Raw genomic sequence first — 21,594 nt, forward strand, 5'->3', positions numbered from 1 at the left:
ATGCAAGCATAATAAATTAATAATTATTTTCAGATTATATATGAAATAATTATGCTATATGCCCTTTTTTCTTTGTTTTTAAGCCCTCTTAGATTAGTTATACAGATAATCTTGTATATATTTTAGAGATTTTTATTTGAAAATTTATTTGAAGGAAGGGTATTTATTTGATGTAGTTGCAGTAGAAAAGTATGAGCCATAGAGAGGTTAACAGGCCGGCGCATGCCTTGTATGGGAGTATCTTTATTTCAGGCAACGATTGAAGTATCGCTAATGAATTTTCCAGACAAACCCTTCTTATTCTTAACTGATTTTCTTTAGTAGTGTTTTGAAAAACAGGGGGACTAAGATACTAAATTTACTGGCTATCAGTCAATTATAACGAGTGAAAATTTGTACATGTTTATGTGCTACTAGCTTTTCTACTGGAGGCGAGTACTGCTTTTGACTTGAGGCAACCTTCCAAAAAATCTTACGTTTGAGATATTCCCTGCTGTGAAATTGATTTACTGCTCTTGAAGTGGCCTAATTTCGATTTAGAAGGGGTGTCTATCTAATCTAATGATAGTGGTGGTGTGATTGTCTATTTAGATGATTGCATTTGTTATAGGGCTTTTAAATCGCTCCGTCATTTAAGAGTTTTTCTTTATTTCTATTTTCAACATTACATCTGCTAGTTTTTTCCTTTTTTAGTCACGCTCTTTTATCCCTTCTATCTCAAAATTCCTCCAATGTTGTTCGGCAGGTATTTCTTTCTATCCTTTTTTCTTGGGCTGTTTTTTTTACTACATCTACATAAATTAGACGAGTCTAAACTTTATAATTTTTTTAGACTCGTCTAATTTAGACTCGTCTAATTTATAGAATCTCCTCGTAAGTGCCTGAATCTCTTGCGTGATTCGGCAACGTAGATACTTCCCGGATACTTGGTCAGGTGATTTTGATAGAGTTCCATAGCTTTTTCTTTATCCCCTAATTTTTCCTCATACAGTTTTGCCATCAAGAAATGGGCATCATCTCCCAATATATCTAGGCCATAGCTGGCCACAATTTTTTCTAAATTTTCTATGGCTTTTTGATTCTCATTTTCTTTTATATAAATCTGCGCCTTTTGCCATAGTATCTCATCAGTCAAACTATGGTTTGGATATTTTTCCATCATTTGTTCCAAAAGTTGCAAAGCTTCCTGGTTCTTATTTTGAAAAAGCATCAATTCTATGGAAGCATATTCTTTCATTGCCTCACCGGTTGTATCCATTGCGGTGTTGTCTTGAATGAGCAAACTCAAATCCATGGCATCGTTGGCAATTTCTCTGGAAGTAGCCATTTTCAAAATATCCAGATGTCCTTGTGCCAATTCAAATTCTCCTTTGTAATAGGATAATTTGGCATTTTTTAACTTTGCCTCGTAGCCTATGGGCTGCTCTTTATTGCTTTTTTCTACCTGTGAGTAAAGTAACGTAGCTTCCCAGGGTTCATTTTTCAATAAATAAATATCCCCCATGTCTAACTTGCATTTCGCAGTTAAGTCACCTTCTGTCCGGGCAATTTTTACAGCTTCATTCAAATAATTTAGTCCTTCTTCTTTTTGATCCAGGTAGAATGCATGTAGCAAACCCATACTTCTTAACGCTTCTGCTGTTTGGGGAGTTTTGCCTAATTCTGCTATAAGCTTTTGATAATCAGCAATTAACGATACTATATTTTCTGTGTTTATCGGATAGGTTTGCTTTACTAGTTCTTCCTTTGATAAAATCAGGTATCTTCTGGCTGTAGGATAGGTGCTGCTTCTTGGGTATTCTTTCACTAAATATTCAAAAATATTACTAGCACTTTTATAATCTTTATTCTGTAAACTGATCAATCCGATTTCCATCACTTTTGCGCCTTCTAATTTTAATCGTTTATCCAGTGACCTTGCTTGAAAAAATGCTTTGGTGAATTCTTTTTGCTGTATATAATACCAAATCAATAAGTCGCTATAAACACTCTGCCCTGGATCTTTCTGAATTTTTGCTATAAGTATTTGCTCAAATTTTTCAAGATCTTCTTGTTTTGTAAGGTTATCCTGCAAAATGTTTTGTAAACCACTCAAATTACTTTTATTCTCCGCTGCTATGTTGATATATTCTTCTACCATCTTTACAGTTTCATTTTTCAATCTGTAAATGTTAGCTAACTGAATGGCAAATGCAGTTTCTTTACCACTTCTGTTTCTTGCTTCCTGGTATGTTTTCTCTGCCCAATCTATCTTTTCATTTTCCATAAAATAACTTGCCATCTGTTCTGTTCTTGCAGAATCCGATACTGTTTCATTTATGAATTTCACTCCTGTTTTACTTGCTTCTTCTACTTTATTTTGGTTCTCCAGAAGTATGATGTATTCTGCTTTATAGGCTATATTTTCTGGCTTATTTTTTATAAGCTTTTTAATATATTTTTCTGCTTCACCTCCTTCTTTTAATCTTTGCAATGTCTGGATATAATTTTTATAGACATACTTTTCATTGTCTTCTTTCTTGATTAGTTTCTGGTATATTGATTTTGCCTTGTCATATTCTTTTTGCTCGAAATACTGATTCGCCAGTTGAATATCTTGTTGCTGGGCAAACACCCCTATGGGCATAATCAACATTACCCCCACCGCACACTTTTTCAGTTTAATGAATCTGGGTTTTCTCATATGGCTCTTTATTTAAGTTTCTTTTACTTTTCTTTCTCTTTCTTTTAATAATTTTTCTTTTTTATATATAACAGTTTTTATTATTAGTGTGTGGATACTGTGGATAAATTTTTTCTTTTTATTATTTGCTTTTGATGTTTGTGGATATTTATCCACTTGTCCACAGAGTTATCCACATTTTTGCTTCTGATTTTCTGTTTGTTATATTCTCCCGTCCACTTGTCCACATTTCCAAGATTGTGGTTAACTTTTAGAGCTTTTCTATTTTTTGTGTTGTGGATAAAGTAGTTTACAGATTGTGTATTTGTATAGGCTAACTGGTTAAGAGTTGGATTTTTTAGTTATATACACATTCTTCCTTTTTCTACGCCCTGTTTCTCTTTATAAAACCATGTGTTGTCTACTGGGTTTTTAGACATATCCACAAAGTTATCCACATTTTTATTGAAGTTTTTTAATATCAAATTGACCTTTTCATATTTAAAAGGAAAAATCTTGTCCTGTTTGTTCCCAGTTTTGTTTTAGAGGGATTTCGTTTTTGTTATATAGTATACGTTCAGGAAGAATTTTTTCTGTAAAGTTTCCTTGATCCCAACGTCCGTTCCCATTGCTATCTATAATAACCCGTAGAAAATAGGTACCAGCTTGCAGATAATTGAAACTGTAGGTGCTTATGTTCCGCTGTTCTTCTACTACGTCATAATTCGCATTAAGTAACTGGATAATAAAATTTTTTTCTCTCGTATTTATCATTCCACTTATTGTTCCATACTCCTCTATGTCCTTCAACTCATGGTCAGTCACAATATGTTTGTTGGTATCATTCTCCACACTAAAAAAAGTTTCTTCCGGAATTTCCACTCTGGTTAGTTTCGAAGTTGGAATCTGTTTTTCAATTTTGAGTTGCGTCCGGCTTTCATTCCAGGCAAAATCTTTAGTTTCATCTAGTGGAACAGGAGTGATTGTATCTGCCAAAACCTGGATTTTCCCTAAGTCATATGTCCGGACTGGTTTTGTGAATGCAATTTCATAGGAAAGATTACCGGTGATTTTGTCTCCACCTTTAGGATCTGTATCTACTTTAAAAGGCCGGACTCTAGGTTTGGTTTTCCCTGCTGCGTTAAACTTTATTTTTGTCTCAGTCTGTAGAATATTTTGTGCAGAATCCTGAGCAGTTATTTGCACAGCAATGCTATCGGTTGTTTGAAAGGTATTGTATACTTGAATAAATTTATTCTTCTCAATCTGAAAATAAATTTCTTGATTTTCCTTCTCTACATTTGCATTGATTAACCCTTCGTTCAGTTCTATGGTATAAATATCTGTATCTGCACTTCCCCTAAGTATTTTTGGTTTTTCGTTATCTATTATAGTAACATTAAATTCTAACGAATCTATATTCGTTGTTAAAGCCAGCGAATCTGGTAAAAAAGCAATTTTTTCTTTAGCTCCTTCATATTTCAAATTGTTATTATAATCCACCAACGCATAGATATTATAAATTCCTCCTTTTAAATTTTCTACTAAATATTTTCCTTGCTTATCAGTTTTTGTAAAGTAGTAGGGTGGATGTTTGGTAATGACTGATGTATCGTTATATTGGTATAACATAACCAGTGCATTTTCTACAGGTTTATTTGTCAGAAGATCTTTAACCGAGCCATTAATGTATAGGGAATCGATTGTATTTCCTGTACTGAAAACTATCTTTTCATTTTCTGCAATATTTTTCTCTGTTATATCTTTTATGGCCTTTCTGAAATTCAATGTATAGGTAGTATTTGGCGAAAAGCTTTTATCAAATTTTAAACTTACGCGGTTCTTTTTAACTTCAAATTCATAATTGCCTTCTATTCTTGGAGTTATAAGCAATTCTTGCTTAATATTTTCCAGCGTAATTGCTTCATCAAACAGCATTTCGACTATTTTGCCATTATAGTTGGTAGATTTTTGAGCTGGTATCGTAGAGATAACTTTTGGCGCAAGTTCATCTTTCTCACCACCTGTTGGAGGAGAAACACTTGCACACCTATGAAGTAATGTAATTGATAGTATCAGTACACTTAAGATAATTATTAATTGTTTCATATTCAGTAATTTAGCGAAAAATGAATAACCCTCACAATTTATTATAATTGTGAGGGTTATCTACTTAGTAGATGCTAGTTTGCTTTATTTGGAAAATATATACGTTAAACTTGAATAATTATTGTCATTTTGTTCTGCCCATTTATTAGATTTATAGCCTTCTGTTATCGCTTCTAGAAAATTAATTTGCTTGTACTTATTTTTTGTACTTAACAAACTAATATAGTATGCATCAAACTTCATTGGTATTATTTCCACAAGCCTTACCCCATAATTACTCATTAATGATTCCAACGTTTTTTTTGTAAAATGATACAGATGCTTAGGTATATCGTATGCTGCCCAATAGTTTTTATACAGCTGTGCATCATATGAACCTATATTCGGGACAGCTATAACTACTTTTGCATCTGTCGTCATCATACTCACTATTTTCTCAACCGTTTTATTGAGTTCATGAATGTGTTCTAATACATGCCAAAGGGTTATAATATCAAATTTTTCATTTGGAAAAGATGTTAGAAAATCTTTTTCAATGGGAACATTTAACCGGTTATATGCTATAGTGCGGGCTCCTTCATCAGGTTCAATACCTTTCGTTTGCCATCCCTGTTTTTGACAGTGTTCTAAAAAAACACCTGTGCCACATCCAATATCTAGCAACTTACCTTTTTCATGCAAGCGGTTTACCAACTTTACTTTATCTGCTACTGTCTTTTTCCTTACCAGGTGATACACCTTATTAATGATTCCTTTATTTGTATCTGTATGTGATATATAATTTGCTGACTGATAATATTTTCCTATCTGCTTTTCATTAGGTCGTGGATTTGTATATACAAAATTACAGCTTGCACATTGAACTAAAGTAAACTCTTCACCACTTACAGAATGATCTTTACAAATAAGATAGGGTTTACTTATTCTATACCCGCATACTGGACAGGCCTCAACTTTTTCTAAAGTCACTTGCAATCTATTCGGTTTGATTTGTATGAAATTATCGGCCAATGTATACCATTAATATTGAAATATCTGCCGGCGAAACGCCACTTATTCTGGATGCTTGACCAATCGTTTTTGGTTTTACTTTTTTTAATTTTTCCCTTCCTTCCTTCGACATAGCCACCAACATATCATAGTTTAAGGTTTCACTTATTCTTAGATCCTCTAGGTTGCCAATTTTATCTGCCATTTTTTGTTCTTTCTCTACATAATGTTCGTATTTGATATTAATTTCTACCTGATTTCTGATCTCCTCTGAATATATAGCCAGACTTGCTTTTGTTTCCGGAGTGAAATTATATATATCATTTATAGAGATATCTGGCCTTTTTAACAAATTATAGATACTGGTTTTCTCTTTAATGGGAGCGCTATTTAATTGCTCCAAATGCGGGTTTATATACTCTGGAGACACTTTCCATTTTTTTACCTCATCTAACAATTCCGCTGTTTGTTGTTTCTTTATATGAAGTAATTTTATACGGTCTTCGTCAGCTAATCCAAGAGCGTATCCCTTTTCTGTCAACCGGATATCTGCGTTATCTTGTCTCAACAATATGCGGTATTCAGCTCTGGAAGTAAACATCCGGTAAGGTTCATCTGTACCTTTGTTGATTAAATCATCTATTAAAACTCCGATATAGGCTTCAGATCTTTTTAATATAAATTCTTCTTTTCCTTTAACCTTATTATGAGCATTTATCCCTGCCATTAATCCTTGACATGCCGCTTCTTCATATCCTGTAGTGCCATTTATTTGGCCCGCAAAATATAAATTTTGTATTAGTTTCGTCTCCAAACTTAAATTTAGTTGGGTAGGAGGGAAGTAGTCATACTCAATAGCATAGCCAGGCCTAAACATGCGAACATTTTCAAAACCCGGAATTTTTGATAAAGCCCTATATTGAACATCTTCCGGCAAGGATGTAGAGAAGCCATTTACATATATTTCAACTGTATTCCATCCTTCGGGTTCTACAAATATTTGATGGCGGTCTTTATCTGCAAATCTATTTATTTTATCCTCTACTGAAGGACAATATCTTGGACCTAATCCTTTTATTCTTCCTGCAAACATGGGTGATTTTTCAAACCCGGTTTTCAGTATTTCATGTACCTTTTGGTTTGTATAGGTGATATAGCAGCTTCTTTGTTTGGTTAATGGTTCCGTGAGAGTGTAAGAAAATTTCCCTGGGTGTAGATCCCCTTTTTGTTCTTCCATTTTTGTGTAATCCAGGCTTCGGCCATCTACTCGTGGAGGTGTTCCGGTTTTCATTCTCCCAGCTTCAAATCCCATTTTTATTAATTGTTCGGTTATTCCTTTAGCTGCTTTTTCTGCTGTTCTTCCGCCTCCAAAATTTTTTTCTCCAATGTGAATTAAACCATTGAGAAATGTTCCATTTGTTAGTACTACTGCTTTACCTCTTATCTCTATATCCAAACCAGTTTTAACACCCACTACTTTTCCTTTTTCTACTATCAACCCTTTCACCATATCTTGCCAGAAATCAATATTCGTGTTTTGCTCCAATACCGATCTCCATTCTTCAGCAAATTTCATACGGTCACTTTGTGCTCTAGGGCTCCACATGGCAGGGCCTTTAGACGAATTCAGCATTCTGAATTGTATCATCGTTTTGTCAGTTACAATTCCTGACATTCCTCCTAGTGCATCAATTTCTCTTACAATTTGACCTTTTGCCACTCCTCCCATAGCTGGGTTGCAAGACATTTGAGCAATCGTTTGCATATTCATAGTTATGAGCATTACGCTAGATCCCATAGTTGCTGCTGCGTGTGCTGCTTCACAACCTGCATGTCCCGCTCCAACTACAATAACATCATATTCTTTAAACATCATATTTTTATTCGTTTTGTTCCACGTGAAACCTTTTAATTAGTATATCGCAGTTTTGTTTCACGTGGAACGTACTGTAAAATCAATCAAAGATAAATAATAATTTTCCTTTAGCCGAATTTGAGCAATTTCACTATCTGAATGATCATTATACCCAAGTAGGTGAAGTAAGCCATGGACCATAACCCGGAAAAGTTCAAAGTCAAAAGTAGAATTAAACTTAGTTGCATTATCAGTTATACGGTCAATACTGATAAAAATGTCACCTTCTAAAAGTTCAGATGAAGAATTATCAAAGGTGATAACATCTGTGAAATAATTATGGTTTAAATATTTAGTATTAATTTCTAATAAATAAGCATCAGAACAAAAAATGTAATTAAGGGTTAAAAGAGAATGCTGTTCATAAATGATGACGGACTTCAACCATTTACGAACAGCATTTTTATTTTTTAACTGAAAAGTAATATCTTCAGAAAAGAAATGAATAGATGCCATTAATCAAAATAAAAAACCAACTCAACTTTTCTGCCATTATCAGTAAAATGAACTTCATCAGACAAATGCTTCATTAAGAATATGCCGCGTCCACCTGGTTTATCAATATTTTCGGGTAGGGTAGGATCAGAAAGATTGGTAAAGTCAAATCCGGGACCTTGATCTTCCACTACAAAACGAACTTCGTTTTCTTTTAGAATTAAGGATAAATTTACATTTTTAGTTTTGTCTTCCTTGTTCCCATGTTTGATAGCATTGTTGACAGATTCAGTAACAGCAATCATAATATTACCATAGATATCATCATCAATGTTGTAAATATCTTTCGTATTATCAATAAAACTTTCAATAATCCGGATATTCTCCATGAGAGAAGGAATTTGTATATTAATAGACTCCATTAGTTACAATAATTATTCTTATAAATCATAATTGAAAAGCAAGCAAATATAAGGGTTTACTCTATTTTCTTGAAGTATTCATCTACTTCTTTTCTATAATAAGGTGAAAGGGCAGGAGGTACTGTTTTCAATAATTCGATCTGCTTCTCCTTTACCTTAATGTAATCCTCAAATTGACTAGGTACATTACGTGGTTTGTCCTTAGCTTGTTCTGCTTTCCGCTTTTCTTCTTCGTCACGTTCACGCATGGCTTTTTCTGACTCAAGCAACCGGGTAAGAATTTCCTTCTGACGATCAACAGTTTTAGGGTCAACTTTTTTATTCACCAAATCTTTTTCAGTCTCTTCCATTTGTTTCATAAGTTCACCCATAGATCCACCATCTGCATCTTTGCCATCGCGGTTTTTCATCTTACCTTTCTCTAGTTCTTTTAGCGCATTCCGGATCATTTCTTGTTCGGCTGCAAGTCTTGCCAATTCTTCAGATAATTCACGTCCGGATTTTCCGCTCTTTTGAAGTTGCTGAATTTTTTCATTTAGCTGTTGTTGCAGCTGGCTTAAACCTGGACTTTTCTGTTTGGACTTTTGTTGCTTTCCAGATTTGGCTTGCGACATCTGGTTTTGCATTTGTTTAAGAACATCATTTAGAAGGAGAGCCAAGTTATTCATAGATGTCATGGCCAGTTGCTGATTACCAGTAGCTACATTCAATCGTCTGTTCCGAATGCCTTGTACACTTTCATCCATGTATTCCTTCATAGAGCTTACTTCACGGGTTACAAAAGATTCTATTTGGAAAACCCGCTTGGCTAATGAATACAGGCTGTCTTCAATAATTTTAGCGTCATCTTTTAATTTCAGTTGTTCTTGAGACAGATTAACAAAGCGGGGGTCTGACAAATTTACGTTTCTGAAATCTTTCATTAACTTTTCCTGATCGAAAGAAAGCGTAATAAGATTTTCAAGAATGTCTCTCAGATGATCTAGGTTCTCCTGCGCTTGTTCCATCTCCATCTCATTTTGCATTTCAGAAAGCTTAGAAGCCATGTCTTTCATCTGTTGAGCAGCATTTTTCTGAGATTGAGAAGCTTTCTTGTTTTGATTATTTTGAAGCTGCTCCATGCTTTTTTGCTGTTCCTCTGAAATGTTTTTTTCTTCTTCGGAGGTATTCTGCATCTCACTGGGTTGCTCCAAAGATTTATTCATCTCCTTTAGTTCTTCTATGGATTCTTTTGTTTCATCAAACTTCTGTTTCAATTCATCTTGTTTTTGCTTCAATTCATCCTGCTTCTGTTGCTTTTGCTCATCAGATAGTTTGTTGTTTTTATCTTTATTTTCATCTCCTTCTTTTGTTTCTTCGCTCAGCTTATTTTGCTCTTCAGCTAATTTGTTTAAGTCATTAATCTCCTTTTCTAACTTTTGATCAAACTGAATTTGCTTAAACATCTCTAAAGCACGGGCAATCTCTTTCTCTAGATTAGATTCTTTTTTATTAATTTTTTCTAATATATCCTGCGAATTATTGCGGTTAGACTCGAGAAGTTTTTGAAGTTCTTCGTAAAGTTTTTTGGTTTCCTCATCGAGCAATTCATCCATAAGCTTTTGTAATTGCTGCATTTTTTCAGAAAGCTGATTGCTGTTTTCAGAAAAGCGGTCCCGTTTTTCATTCATGACGCCCATCTGTTTCTGCATTTCCTCAATCTTCTTTGTGAGTTCTTCTTTCTTTTTCAGGATATCTTCAATAAGTTTCTTATCCTGAAAATCTAGATTCTTTTTTGACTTTAGCCGGTTTTCTAAACTACTAATATCTTTTTTCAGCTTATCAACCTGACTCAACGTACTGTTCATCGTGCCCTTAGCCTGCTCAGCTTCTTTTTCCAAGTTTTTCTCCAGTTCATTAATAGAAGGTAGTTGAAATGTAAAGTTTGAAGAGCGTGTGCTTTTACTACCATTCACTCCATCATTATCCCAGACCTGAGCGAAATAGTCAAGCTTATCGCCGGGAGATAGTTTTAAGCTATCTAATACCCATTGATAATAAAAATTCTGTATAGCCTGTTTGGATTGGATGCCAATTGGAAAAGATTGATAAGGCTTATTATCTGGAGATGAACCTGCTTTAGTTATTTTATAAAACAAAGTCAATTTATTTAAGCCATAATCGTCCGAAATGTTGCCTCCTAGAATAATATAATTAAACAAAGTAGTGTCCTTGAAATAGTCAACTGATATTTTTGGATACTGATCAGGTATCACTTCCAGGAAATAATTAATATCCTCTTTGTTAGAACCAAAATTGTTTTTCAGTTTTATGCGGTAAGGTTCAGAAACAGAAGCTTGTTTATTAAAACCAAAACTATTCCTAGCCTTCTTTTGGGCTGGTACATAAGCACTATCCGATTCAAAATACACAAGCAAGCTATCGGCTTCAGAAGAAGAAAATTCCCAGTCTATTTGAGAACCTTCTGGCACAACCAAGTTTCCAACATTGTTTAGCTTATCGTCTACCCTGTTTAAATAATCCGGATAGGAAATATGTGCATTAAACTGGGTTAAACTTGGCCGGGTAATTAAATTTAGTGAGTAAGTAGTTGAAGTAAAACCGGCAGCATCAAATGAAAAATCTATAGCCTTCTGAATTTTTGAGAAGGTATACGAAAAGCTGTGGTTTCCCAGACTATTCATTTTATAGTTTCTGCCGTTGTAGGTAATGTAAACTGCTTCGGGAATAGCCTTTCCTTCTAAGTTAAGATAAATAGTAAAATCTTCATTCTTGAAGACGTCTAAGGAAGAATTTTGAAGCGTAAACGAAAAGGGAGCTGCAGGAACATAGGCTTTGTTAAAATTAACAATCCGTGCAGAGCTTTCGGTTAGGAACTGAGGAGCGAATATGAGTATAATAATGATAAGTAAAGTAGGAATAGCAGCATATTTGAGATACCGCTTATTCTCATCATATTTTACAGCGTCCGAAAATCGAATCAAGCTAAGTTGCTGTGTCCGTTGAGCAATACTAGCCTGCAATAATTCATTTTGTGAACTGCTTAATGAATGCAGCTGTACTGTATTCAGCAGTTTATCACTTATCTCAGGGAAATATTTTCCGATTTGTACCGCTGCCTCTTCATCACTTATCGGCTTATTAATGTTGTATAATTTTAACAATGGATTGATAATCCAATAAACCACACAGAACAACAGAACAGTAATAAAAGAAAAGAATAAGATGGCACGGGATACCGGATTAAACTGCCCAAAGTATTCCAGCGTATTCACAAATAGATAAGCCGAAAGTAGTAATGCAAGGGAAACAATACATCCCCGGACCAATAAGTTACTGTAGTATTTTTTTTTATACTCGGTTAACCTATCTAATAAGTTTTGGTAAGATAAATCGGACATATAAAATAGAATAGGTAGTTTACGAAATAATGTAGATTAAATAATCGTCGGGTAAAGCAATATTCTATCTAAAGCTATTAAATTGATAAATTGTTCAACAACGGGAAAGCGATCTGCCCGTCATTGAACAATAAAGATTGAACTGCTAAATTTATCCGGATTACAATCTATAATTTACTAAATTATATTGATCGGTAAAACACTTATACAGGAAAACATAACAGCTTGTTATATTTCTTGTTTAGAATCTTTTGCCCTCTCTAAATAAACTTCTGAGAAGTCCCTATATTGCATAGGATTATTAGGAAAATTTTTGATGTACGACTGAATTAACCTGTATCCTTCATCATACCACAACACAATTATAGGGGCATCATTCATTATTATCTGTTCAGCCTGTAAAAACAACCGATTGGCTTCTTCAATACTTTTTGCATTTAATGCCTGTGTATAGAACTTGTCAAAGGTATTGTTTCTATAACGCATTATATTGGGAAATGATCCAGATTTTGGAGAGTTTGGCACATCTTTTCCATTGAATATCCATAAAAAGTTTTCGGCACTAGGATAATCTGCCTGCCAGGCCATACGATTAAAATTATAATTGCCTGAAATACTATTATCAACCAACTGTGCCATTGGAACAAGATTCAAATTAACAGTGACGTTTAGATTATCTTTTAACTGCTTCTGTATTTCAACCGCTACGTTGGTATTTCTATCGCCTTCTGAATTCAACTGCAAAGTAACCACCGGAAAGCCTTTCCCATTGGCGTAACCAGCTTTTGCTAGATAATATTTAGCTGAATCTACATCTAAAGTATATCCTTTAATTTGATTGATGTCATAATTTTTGAAGGAGGGAGGAGTAATACCATGCGTACCGGCAGCAAAACCTTCTCCATTTAATACCTGTTCTAAAATCTTATCCCGGTCAATAGCAAAAGAGAAAGCCTTACGAACATTAACATCTGCAAATATCTTGTCTTGCGTATTGAAAGCCAGAAACTGTGTAAGCATCTCCGGAGCCCGCTGCAAATCGTATTGGGCATATTCTGTACCAGCAGCATTACTTCCGGTTTCCTCTAAGATTTCTATAATAAATTCAGTGGGTAACCGGTAAAGCATATCCAAATTGCCTTTCTTAAACTCGAACAACTCTGTTTTTTTATCCTTGATAAATTGAATACTGATTGCTTCCAGAAAAGGCAGTTTATTGCCAAACTCATCTACTCCATGATATTTATCATGACGTTTGAACACCATAGAGATATTTTCATCAACATCAGAGAGTCTAAACGGTCCGGTACCTACAGGTTTAATACGCATGTCAATGCCATATTTGTCAAAAGCCTCTTTAGGATATATAAAGGTTGCAGGCCCGGCAAGATTATAAAGCAGTACGGATGAGGGTTTTTCAAGTGTTAATTGCAAGGTATAATCATCAATAACTTTGATTCCTTCTACCTCGAAAGAAGGTTTTTTTCCTCCTGCACTTGCTTCAAAATATTGAGTTGCACCTTTAAGGATATCCTTGAAAATAGGGAAATTTTGGTTTGTTGGACTCTGCGTACAAAGCTGCGTAAAACAAAACTTTACATCACTAGCAACCATTTCTCTCCCTATACCATTCTCAAAACAAGCATCGTCCTGAAAAAATATACCTTTTTTTAACTTAATCGTGTATATAGTACCAGAAGCATCTACCTGATGATTTTCGGCCAAGCAATTAATTACTTCCAGATTTTCTTTATTGAATTTAAAAAGCCCTTCATATGTCTGTGCCGCTACCCGGTACGAAAAAGCATCAGTAATATTGGGTGGATAAAGGCTTTTGATGTACTCTGCTTCGCTTAGTCTGAACACACCTCCATAGCTTCTATTTCCTTTGGCTTCAGCTGGCAAATTGCTTTTTATAGTAGAACGCTTCGGTGTATTGTCGCACGACCAGAACACTACTGAAAAGAGAATAATATATAAATAAGATACCTTCATTGAAATAATTAATTATTAGGATCTAAGAAATAGCAAATGATTCGATGTAAATTAGAAGGATAGGTTCAAATAAGTTAGACAATGCACAAAAAATCTAACATCAGAAATATAAAGGCATAAAATAAAAAATTATATACATTGCTAATACCTTCAAAAATCAGGTTAAAGTAGTTCTCAATAAATGAATCGAGAAAGTATTAGAGTATGTATACTAAACATTCATTTGTTATCCGTCCTCTATCCGTTTCACGCCTTCCATAAATAAAGATTACTGAACTCTATAAATTTACAAGCTTTTGGCAAAAGTTGAGTGATAAGGGTGTACTATAAGGCAGATTATCGCTTTAAAAAACCTTCTAAGATGTAAGGATTCGGAAAAAAGTAGCAAAAGAGACCTATTAATCTTTTTCCAACTTTAAGTATTACATGGCCCTAAGAACATTGAATACATGAGAAATGAATAGTTGTAGTACTATATTTCTCAATGTTTTACTATTAAAAAAAATCAACGGGTCAAGAAAGACTTAAATAAAAGAGTTGAGAGGGATTGAAATAGAATAGATAGCAAGCCAAAATGCTTCTTAAAAAGGCAAGTTTGCAGGTAAAAATTTAAATTAAGATGTGTTTAAATAGCAGTAAACAAGTAATTCAGCTTTTACACCTCTTTTTCAAAATAGTCAATAGCCAAAGATTTTAATAATTTTTCTTGATCCAGTAAATCTAAAAAAGGCAAATTTTTAACAAGCTTCCAGTGTGGCCAACCTTGTTCGTCGGTACCTACAAACTCATAGATGCCAGAATAACTCAAAAGCTTACATATAGCAATATGCATCAAATCTTGTTTCTGCTCCTTTGAAAATTGTTTGATGCCCTGACCAAGCTCCTGTACACCTATTAAAAACAATACAGCATTTAAATCAGCCGGACGTTTACCTACTGCTTCTTGGAGTTTATCCAGAAGTACATTCCATTTCAAATTGAGTTCGTTATCTTCAGCCTGCATCATTGTTTGGCATTTAATGCTTCCCAGAATTCAACAGCACGTCGCAAATGAGGAATTACAATAGTTCCTCCAATTAAATTGGCAATAGCAAATACTTCAAACATTTGGTCATTTGAAACGCCTAGCTCTTTACACTTACCTAAATGGTATTTTACACAATCGTCGCATCGCAATACCATCGAACAAGCTAGTCCAATCATTTCCTTGGTAACTACATCAACTGAACCCGGCGCATAACAATTGGTATCCAGATTAAAAATTCGTTTTAAAATAATATTATCAGCTCCCATGATTTTGTCGTTCATGCGGCTTCTATAGTCATTGAAACTTTCAACTAAATCCATTGTATTAATTACATTATATACCTTATGCGAAGCTACAAAATATAAGCGAGACCCAGGAAAATAAGTAAATTAAAGTTGGATCAATCTCCTTTATTTGATTTAGTATCTTATGCACCGTATGTTCACAGACTTCGTTTCGATGCTTTTTCCGGAATATTGCCTAATGTGTTCAGGACCTTTAGAAAGAGGCGAAGAATCAATATGCATCCATTGTAAATACAATTTGCCAGTTACAAATCATCACCTGAGTAGTAGTGCAGAAGTGCTTCAAAAATTTTGGGGCAAAGTGCCACTAAGGTATGCCTGGGCTTATTTGAAGTTTACAAAACAAGGCAACGTGCAGAAGGTATTACATAAATTAAAATATAATGGGCACCAGCAAATAGGTATTACACTCGGACACTGGTATGGGCATGAACTTAGTGCTGCAAGTTTGAATAAAGAGTTTGACTTCATCCTGCCTGTACCTTTACATCCAGATAAATTAAAAAAGCGTGGGTACAACCAAAGTGATACATTTGCTAAAGGGTTATCAGACTCTATGGGGTTGCCCTGGTACCAGAATGTGTTACAAAAAGGCACTTTTAATGAAACGCAAACTAACAAACGGCGATTAGAAAGATGGCAGAATGTAAAAGATGTATATTGTGTAAAAGATGCTACAGTAATAGCTAACCAACGTATTCTGTTAGTAGATGATGTAGTAACTACCGGATCTACCTTAGAGGCATGTGCACTAACATTAGTAGAGGCAGCTTGTAAGGAAGTAAGTATTGCTACTATTGCAACAGCTTAAAAGCAAAAAGCCTGCTATCAGCAGGCTTTTTGTTACATATTAGTTTTGTTGATTGCTATTATCTGTTGGTTCCAGCATTGATCATTGCGCATCTGAAACCGATAAACGAAGTAGCTGAATCTTGCTCTAAGTATCTTCTTGTACCAGGTGCCATCCAATAAGCTACGTCTTTCCAAGAACCGCCTTTATATACCCGTACAGAGTCATCTATTAATGAGCCAAAGTTAGCTTTATCGTAACTAGAGGATTTATCCAAAAATCCATTTCTTCTGATTGGGTTAAGATCATCGAAATCCTGGAAAGAAAGCGGACGGTACACATCATATACCCACTCACTTACGTTACCTGCCATGTTATATAAACCAAAATCGTTTGGTGGATACGCATAAATTTGTTCAGTAATTAAAGCAGCATCGTTTAATTTACCAGCTATACCTGCATAATCGCCTCGTCCACGTTTGAAGTTAGCTAAAAAAGTACCCATTTGTTTGCCATATGGATTACGTAAAGCATGTCCATCCCATGGATATAAACGTCCGTTTGTTTGATTCTCGTCTAAATACTGTGTACCAATTAATGCTTTAGCAGCGTATTCCCACTCAGCTTCAGAAGGTAAACGATATTCTGGTAACACAACACCTGTTTCCAACGGAATGCGTCCACCATCGGCAGGGGGTTCAACACCGGCATCCTGGGCCAATTTATAGTTAACAACATTAGTTCTCCAAGTACTGTAATCCACTGCCTGTTCCCAGGAGACACCAACTACCGGAAAATACCTGAAACCAGGATATCTCAGATAATGATCCACATACGAATCGTTGAAAGCAAGCTCACTGGCCCAAACAGTAGTATCAGGTAGAGCAGACTGATAAAATTCACCATCAACCCCACCCGAATCACGCTCTATATAAAATAGATACTCTAGCCAGTGAATATTAGCGATTTCAGTTTCATCCATAAAAAAGGATTGAATACTGATAGTTCTCTCAAGATTGTCTCTTGTATTTAAAATATCCTCCTCAGCAGAACCCATTGTAAAACGGCCTCCTTCAATAAAAACTAGGTTAGGTCCGGCAGGTTGGCCTGCAAAATCTGGAACCTGAAAGCCATCATCTTCATTGTAAACTAGGCCAGTAGCCGTACTTTTATTGCCAGGATTGGCGGCCGTAGGATGCTTCCCTTTTTTACAAGCGCTAGCAAATACCGTTATTATAATGGCAAGCATAACGGTTTTAAGTATGCTAAAATTTTTATTCATAACCTGTTTTCTTATTTTTCTTTAAGAGGAGTGCTAATATACTATAGATTTTATTCAAAATAAATTTTGTTGTTCTATAAATCTTACTATCTAACGCTAAATTGCAGGAAACAATTGTAATAATATTAAAAAAGAACGCTAAAAAGGCATTATGTAATAAATAGAATCAATTTGCTACCTATCACTCAAACTTGAAGAACAAAAGTAAAGGAAAAATGCAAAAATAATTTGCTTATTCTAACAGATTCAATTGGGTGTACCATAGACTTGCAAAAAGAACATTTACGATACATAGTATTCGGACATACGTTTTAATCATTAATCTAACTAAGTCAATTATATGAAATTCGGAACAAAAGCCATACATGCCGGTGTACATCCTGATCCAACTACTGGAGCTATCATGACACCCATTTATCAAACATCTACCTATGTGCAGGCATCGCCGGGAAAGCATAAAGGGTATGAATATTCACGGACACAAAATCCAACCCGTGATGCTTTACAGAACAATCTGGCGGCGCTGGAAAATGGAAAATATGGATTATGTTTCTCATCTGGCATGGGAGCTATTGATGCCATTTTGAAATTATTTAAGCCCGGAGATGAAATTATTTCAACCAATGATCTGTATGGAGGTTCGTACAGAATTTTCACAAAGATCTATCAGAACTTTGGCATAAAGTTTCATTTTATTAATATGGATGATATACAATCTATTGAAACCTATATCAATTCTCAAACTAAGTTAATCTGGTTGGAAACCCCTACCAATCCGCTATTAAATATAATAGATATAGCTGGCGCTGCAAAAATTGCTAAAAATCATCAGGTACTGGTAGCTGTTGACAATACCTTTGCTTCACCCTATCTTCAAAATCCATTGGATTTGGGAGCTGATATTGTCATGCATTCAGTTACAAAATACCTGGCTGGTCATTCGGATGTAGTAATGGGAGCGCTTATTGTAAATGATGACGACTTACATAGCCGGCTTGCTTTTATTCAAAATGCGAGTGGCGCAGTAAGTGGTCCTCAGGATGCATTTTTGGTTTTACGCGGCATAAAAACGCTGCACCTTCGCATGCAAAGACATTGTGAAAACGGCCGGGCAATTGCTGAGTTTTTAGTATCACATCCTAAAGTAAGTAAGGTATACTGGCCAGGTCTGGAAAGCCATAATAATTATGCTATTGCCAAGAGTCAAATGCGAGATTTTGGCGGCATGCTTTCATTTACATTAAAAGGAGACAATATGGAAGATGCTACACGGGTGATGGAAAGTTTTAAAGTATTCTCTCTGGCTGAGTCTCTGGGTGGCGTAGAATCTTTATGTACGCATCCGGCTACCATGACGCATGCGAGTATTCCAAAAGAAGTACGTGAGAAAGCAGGCTTGAAAGATACACTTATTCGATTAAGTATTGGCGTAGAAGATGCCGAAGATTTAATTGATGATCTAAAACAAGCTATTGGCTAAGTAGTTACAGATAATAAGAAATAAAGCCTGTATGATTCATATTTCATACAGGCTTTTTATTTGTACAAAGGCTCAAAGAGCTAGTGAATTATTGATAAGCTGAACAAGAAAAGTTTATAGAACTAAAATAAGAACGAGTACAGTAGCCAAACAGCCACTAATAAACCCAATTCCAATTCCTACCAGGAGTGGAGAGGGCTCAATTACAGGAGTATATTTTGTATTCATAGGCAAGGGCTATTTTGTATCTGAGAATATACGGTAAAAACTAAACACTATTTGTATTGTTTCGATAATTGATTATATATTTTCGATATATAGCCTGTTTTTAGCTATCATCTCTACAGAAGATAATTCGTGTTTCCTCCAAAACTTTTGATTGTTTATTCCATACGTATTGCCATAAATTACGTATATGCCTGAAATTTATTGGAAGATTAGCTTTATAAATAATTTAAGAAACATGTTTAAGAAAAATATTTTTTTTCTACTATGTATATTAGTAGGAGTGGCGTGTAATAGGAGTGAAGAAGATAACACAAAAGAACTTGAAAAAGAAATGAAGCAGCAAATGGCTTCATTCAAAGCGGCAGAATATTTTAAAGATAAAAGCATTAGGCAGTATGTAAAAAAAGATTTTGATAATTTTTACAAGAATAGAAAGTACCAACTGGCATGGCTAACAAGCAGTGAGTTGCAACCCCAGGCAGATTCGTTAATAAAGGCAATTACTCAAGCATATGAGGAGGGCCTTGAGCCGTCCAACTATAAACTGGAAGAAATAAGTCAGTTAAAAAATCAGTTGTTTGTTGAAAATGCTGATAAAACCGTAAAAAACGATAGTACACTATACAAACAACTTGTACAATTGGACTTTATGATGACTGCTTCCTATATGACTTATGGAGCCCATTTGCTTTCTGGCAGAATAGATCCTTACCAACTAGATACTTTATGGCTTGTTCATCCCCGGAAAAAGGATCTGGCTATTCATCTGGAAGAAGCTCTTACTAATAAACGTATCAGGCAATCATTGAATGAATTATCACCAGCTATTGCTCAATACAATCAGCTAAAAAGCCAGCTGGCTAGGCATAGAGAAGTAATAAAATTAGGAGGATGGCCTCTGTTAACAAATGAAAGAAGCGCTGAGAAAACTATGTCTGACGAAACAGCTACGATCGTTAGAAAAAGGTTGGCGATGTCAGGCGAACTAGATTCAACCAAGGTAGAGAATTCGGCAAAAAATAATCAATTAGAGGAAGCTATCCGCTCTTTTCAAGAACGTCATGGCATACAGCCAGATGGAAAACTTACCAGGGAAACAATAAAATGGCTAAACAAGCCGGTAAATGAGGTTGTTCAAATGATTGAGCTTAATATGGAGCGAATCCGTTGGTTGCCAGACAGCATTGGCGATACATATATTCTGGTAAATACACCTGAATACCGGCTTAAGGCAATTGACAAAGGGAAGAAAGAGTTAGTGATGAATGTAATTGTAGGCCAGGAATATACGTCTACCCCAGTATTTACCGATACGTTGGAATACATTGTATTTGCTCCGGACTGGACAGTGCCACCTACCATTGCAAAAAAAGAAATGTTGCCTATCCTACAAAAAAATCCAGATTATCTGATGGAGCACAATATGTCTGTTTATGAAACCTGGGATGTGAAAGATACCACTGCTCTGGACCCTCATGAAGTGGATTGGGTGCAGTTTACTCCGGAAACTTTTAACTACCGTATTGTACAAAATCCAGGACCTGAGAATTCCTTAGGCTCTGTTAAATTTATGATGCCTAATGATTTGTTTATCTATTTACATGATACCCCTGCCGACCACTTGTTTAAGAAAAAGAAAAGAAATTTAAGTCATGGATGTATCCGGCTGGAGAAACCCGCTGAACTGGCTAAATATTTACTCAAGTGGGATGAGGAAAAAGTGGAAGAATATATGAAAAAGGAAAAGCCAGAAAATGTGAAACTGCCTAAAAAAATGCCGGTACAAATTGTATACCGTACCGCTTGGGTGGACGAAGAAGGAATACTTAACTTCAGAGAGGATATTTATGGGCACGATAAAGTACAACTGAGAGCCATTACCAGGAAAGAAAATCAATTGAGTAAATTATAAGCGGTAGGAGATAGTATGTTTCAGAAACTAAAAGGGTTCATAATCTTGCTGTTAGTTTATAATACGGGCTGCGATTCAGGGAACAATGTTACCTATGATACAGACAGTGAAACTCCAGATATAGAAATTACTTCTCCTACCTCCATAGATTCGATTGAACAACCTACTTCAAGGCTAAGTGAAAAAATAGTAAATTACGCTTCATCGTTAGCAGGTGTACCTTATAAAGTAGCTGGCAGAGATACCACCGGATTTGACTGTTCAGGGTTTATTTATTATGTTTTTAAAAAGTATGATGTAGAAGTGCCACACTCTTCTCGCCACTTAGCGGAATTAGGTATGGAAGTAGATACAAGTATAGCCCAACCAGGCGATCTGGTCTTTTTCAGAGGAACAAGCCCCGATAATCCGGAAGTGGGCCATGTGGGTATTGTAGTATCTAAGCCAGGAGAACCACTAAAATTTGTTCATGCGTCTTCGGCAACCAGTTCGGCATATGTAAAATATGATTCGTTGGCTCGGCCAAACTATAAGCGGAGGTTTTTAAAAGTAAAAAGGGTACTACCTGAGAGTGAACAGTAAACAAAATCAAGCAGTAGCCTAATTAAAGCTGGCTCTGATAGGGTGTACAAAATTAAATT

At 35.3% G+C, this 21,594-nt stretch carries 15 protein-coding genes; 4 read left to right on the forward strand and 11 right to left on the reverse strand.

What is annotated here, in order from left to right; translation table 11 throughout:
• Positions 1–853 precede the first annotated feature (853 nt).
• The 10 genes from Q0590_RS08285 to Q0590_RS08330 all read right to left on the reverse strand — a co-directional run bounded on the left by Q0590_RS08285 (position 854) and on the right by Q0590_RS08330 (position 15,276).
• Positions 854–2,683 (reverse strand): tetratricopeptide repeat protein, encoded by a 1,830-nt coding sequence (locus Q0590_RS08285; protein WP_302037044.1) that lies wholly within the window; start codon positions 2,681–2,683, stop codon positions 854–856.
• A 480-nt stretch (positions 2,684–3,163) separates the two neighbouring features.
• Entirely contained in the window at positions 3,164–4,771 is a 1,608-nt protein-coding gene (locus tag Q0590_RS08290) for an Ig-like domain-containing protein (protein WP_302037045.1), read from the reverse strand.
• Positions 4,772–4,855: 84 nt separating this feature from the next.
• A complete protein-coding gene (locus Q0590_RS08295) occupies positions 4,856–5,782 on the reverse strand; it encodes a class I SAM-dependent methyltransferase (protein WP_302037046.1) in 927 nt (308 codons plus the stop codon).
• Positions 5,772–7,634: a tRNA uridine-5-carboxymethylaminomethyl(34) synthesis enzyme MnmG gene (gene mnmG, locus Q0590_RS08300; protein ID WP_302037145.1), complete on the reverse strand. Its 1,863-nt coding sequence runs from the start codon at positions 7,632–7,634 to the stop codon at positions 5,772–5,774. The genes Q0590_RS08295 and mnmG overlap by 11 nt, the downstream gene beginning before the upstream one ends.
• 60 nt (positions 7,635–7,694) lie before the next feature.
• On the reverse strand, positions 7,695–8,132 hold the full coding sequence (gene ybeY / locus Q0590_RS08305) for an rRNA maturation RNase YbeY (RefSeq protein ID WP_302037047.1): 438 nt from the start codon (positions 8,130–8,132) through the stop codon (positions 7,695–7,697).
• Positions 8,132–8,533, reverse strand: coding sequence for an ATP-binding protein (locus tag Q0590_RS08310; protein ID WP_302037048.1), 402 nt, complete (start codon positions 8,531–8,533; stop codon positions 8,132–8,134). The genes ybeY and Q0590_RS08310 overlap by 1 nt, the downstream gene beginning before the upstream one ends.
• Before the next feature lie 56 nt (positions 8,534–8,589).
• Positions 8,590–11,934, reverse strand: coding sequence for a DUF4175 family protein (locus Q0590_RS08315; protein WP_302037049.1), 3,345 nt, complete (start codon positions 11,932–11,934; stop codon positions 8,590–8,592).
• A gap of 228 nt (positions 11,935–12,162) precedes the next feature.
• Complete coding sequence (locus Q0590_RS08320) at positions 12,163–13,929, reverse strand: ABC transporter substrate-binding protein (RefSeq protein WP_302037050.1); 1,767 nt, start codon at positions 13,927–13,929, stop codon at positions 12,163–12,165.
• Between the two features lie 655 nt (positions 13,930–14,584).
• Positions 14,585–14,932: a hypothetical protein gene (locus Q0590_RS08325; RefSeq protein WP_302037146.1), complete on the reverse strand. Its 348-nt coding sequence runs from the start codon at positions 14,930–14,932 to the stop codon at positions 14,585–14,587.
• Positions 14,932–15,276, reverse strand: a complete 345-nt coding sequence (locus Q0590_RS08330) for a carboxymuconolactone decarboxylase family protein (protein ID WP_302037051.1) — start codon at positions 15,274–15,276, stop codon at positions 14,932–14,934. Before Q0590_RS08330 ends, Q0590_RS08325 begins: the two co-directional genes overlap by 1 nt.
• A gap of 313 nt (positions 15,277–15,589) precedes the next feature.
• On the opposite strand from Q0590_RS08330, the gene Q0590_RS08335 reads away from it, so the two are divergent.
• Positions 15,590–16,072, forward strand: coding sequence for a ComF family protein (locus Q0590_RS08335; protein WP_302037052.1), 483 nt, complete (start codon positions 15,590–15,592; stop codon positions 16,070–16,072).
• Positions 16,073–16,130: 58 nt separating this feature from the next.
• Here Q0590_RS08335 and gldJ read toward each other — a convergent pair whose 3' ends face one another.
• On the reverse strand, positions 16,131–17,300 hold the full coding sequence (gene gldJ, locus Q0590_RS08340; RefSeq protein WP_302037147.1) for a gliding motility lipoprotein GldJ: 1,170 nt from the start codon (positions 17,298–17,300) through the stop codon (positions 16,131–16,133).
• Positions 17,301–17,673: 373 nt separating this feature from the next.
• Here gldJ and Q0590_RS08345 point away from each other — a divergent pair, with 373 nt between their 5' ends.
• The 3 genes from Q0590_RS08345 to Q0590_RS08355 all read left to right on the forward strand — a co-directional run bounded on the left by Q0590_RS08345 (position 17,674) and on the right by Q0590_RS08355 (position 21,535).
• A complete protein-coding gene (locus tag Q0590_RS08345; protein ID WP_302037053.1) occupies positions 17,674–18,813 on the forward strand; it encodes a cystathionine gamma-synthase in 1,140 nt (379 codons plus the stop codon).
• Positions 18,814–19,276: 463 nt separating this feature from the next.
• Positions 19,277–20,953: a L,D-transpeptidase family protein gene (locus Q0590_RS08350; protein WP_302037054.1), complete on the forward strand. Its 1,677-nt coding sequence runs from the start codon at positions 19,277–19,279 to the stop codon at positions 20,951–20,953.
• Positions 20,954–20,968: 15 nt separating this feature from the next.
• Positions 20,969–21,535: a C40 family peptidase gene (locus Q0590_RS08355; RefSeq protein ID WP_302037055.1), complete on the forward strand. Its 567-nt coding sequence runs from the start codon at positions 20,969–20,971 to the stop codon at positions 21,533–21,535.
• The last annotated feature ends 59 nt before the right edge of the window (positions 21,536–21,594 follow it).

This window comes from Rhodocytophaga aerolata, from assembly GCF_030503435.1.
Lineage (GTDB): Bacteria > Bacteroidota > Bacteroidia > Cytophagales > 172606-1 > Rhodocytophaga > Rhodocytophaga aerolata.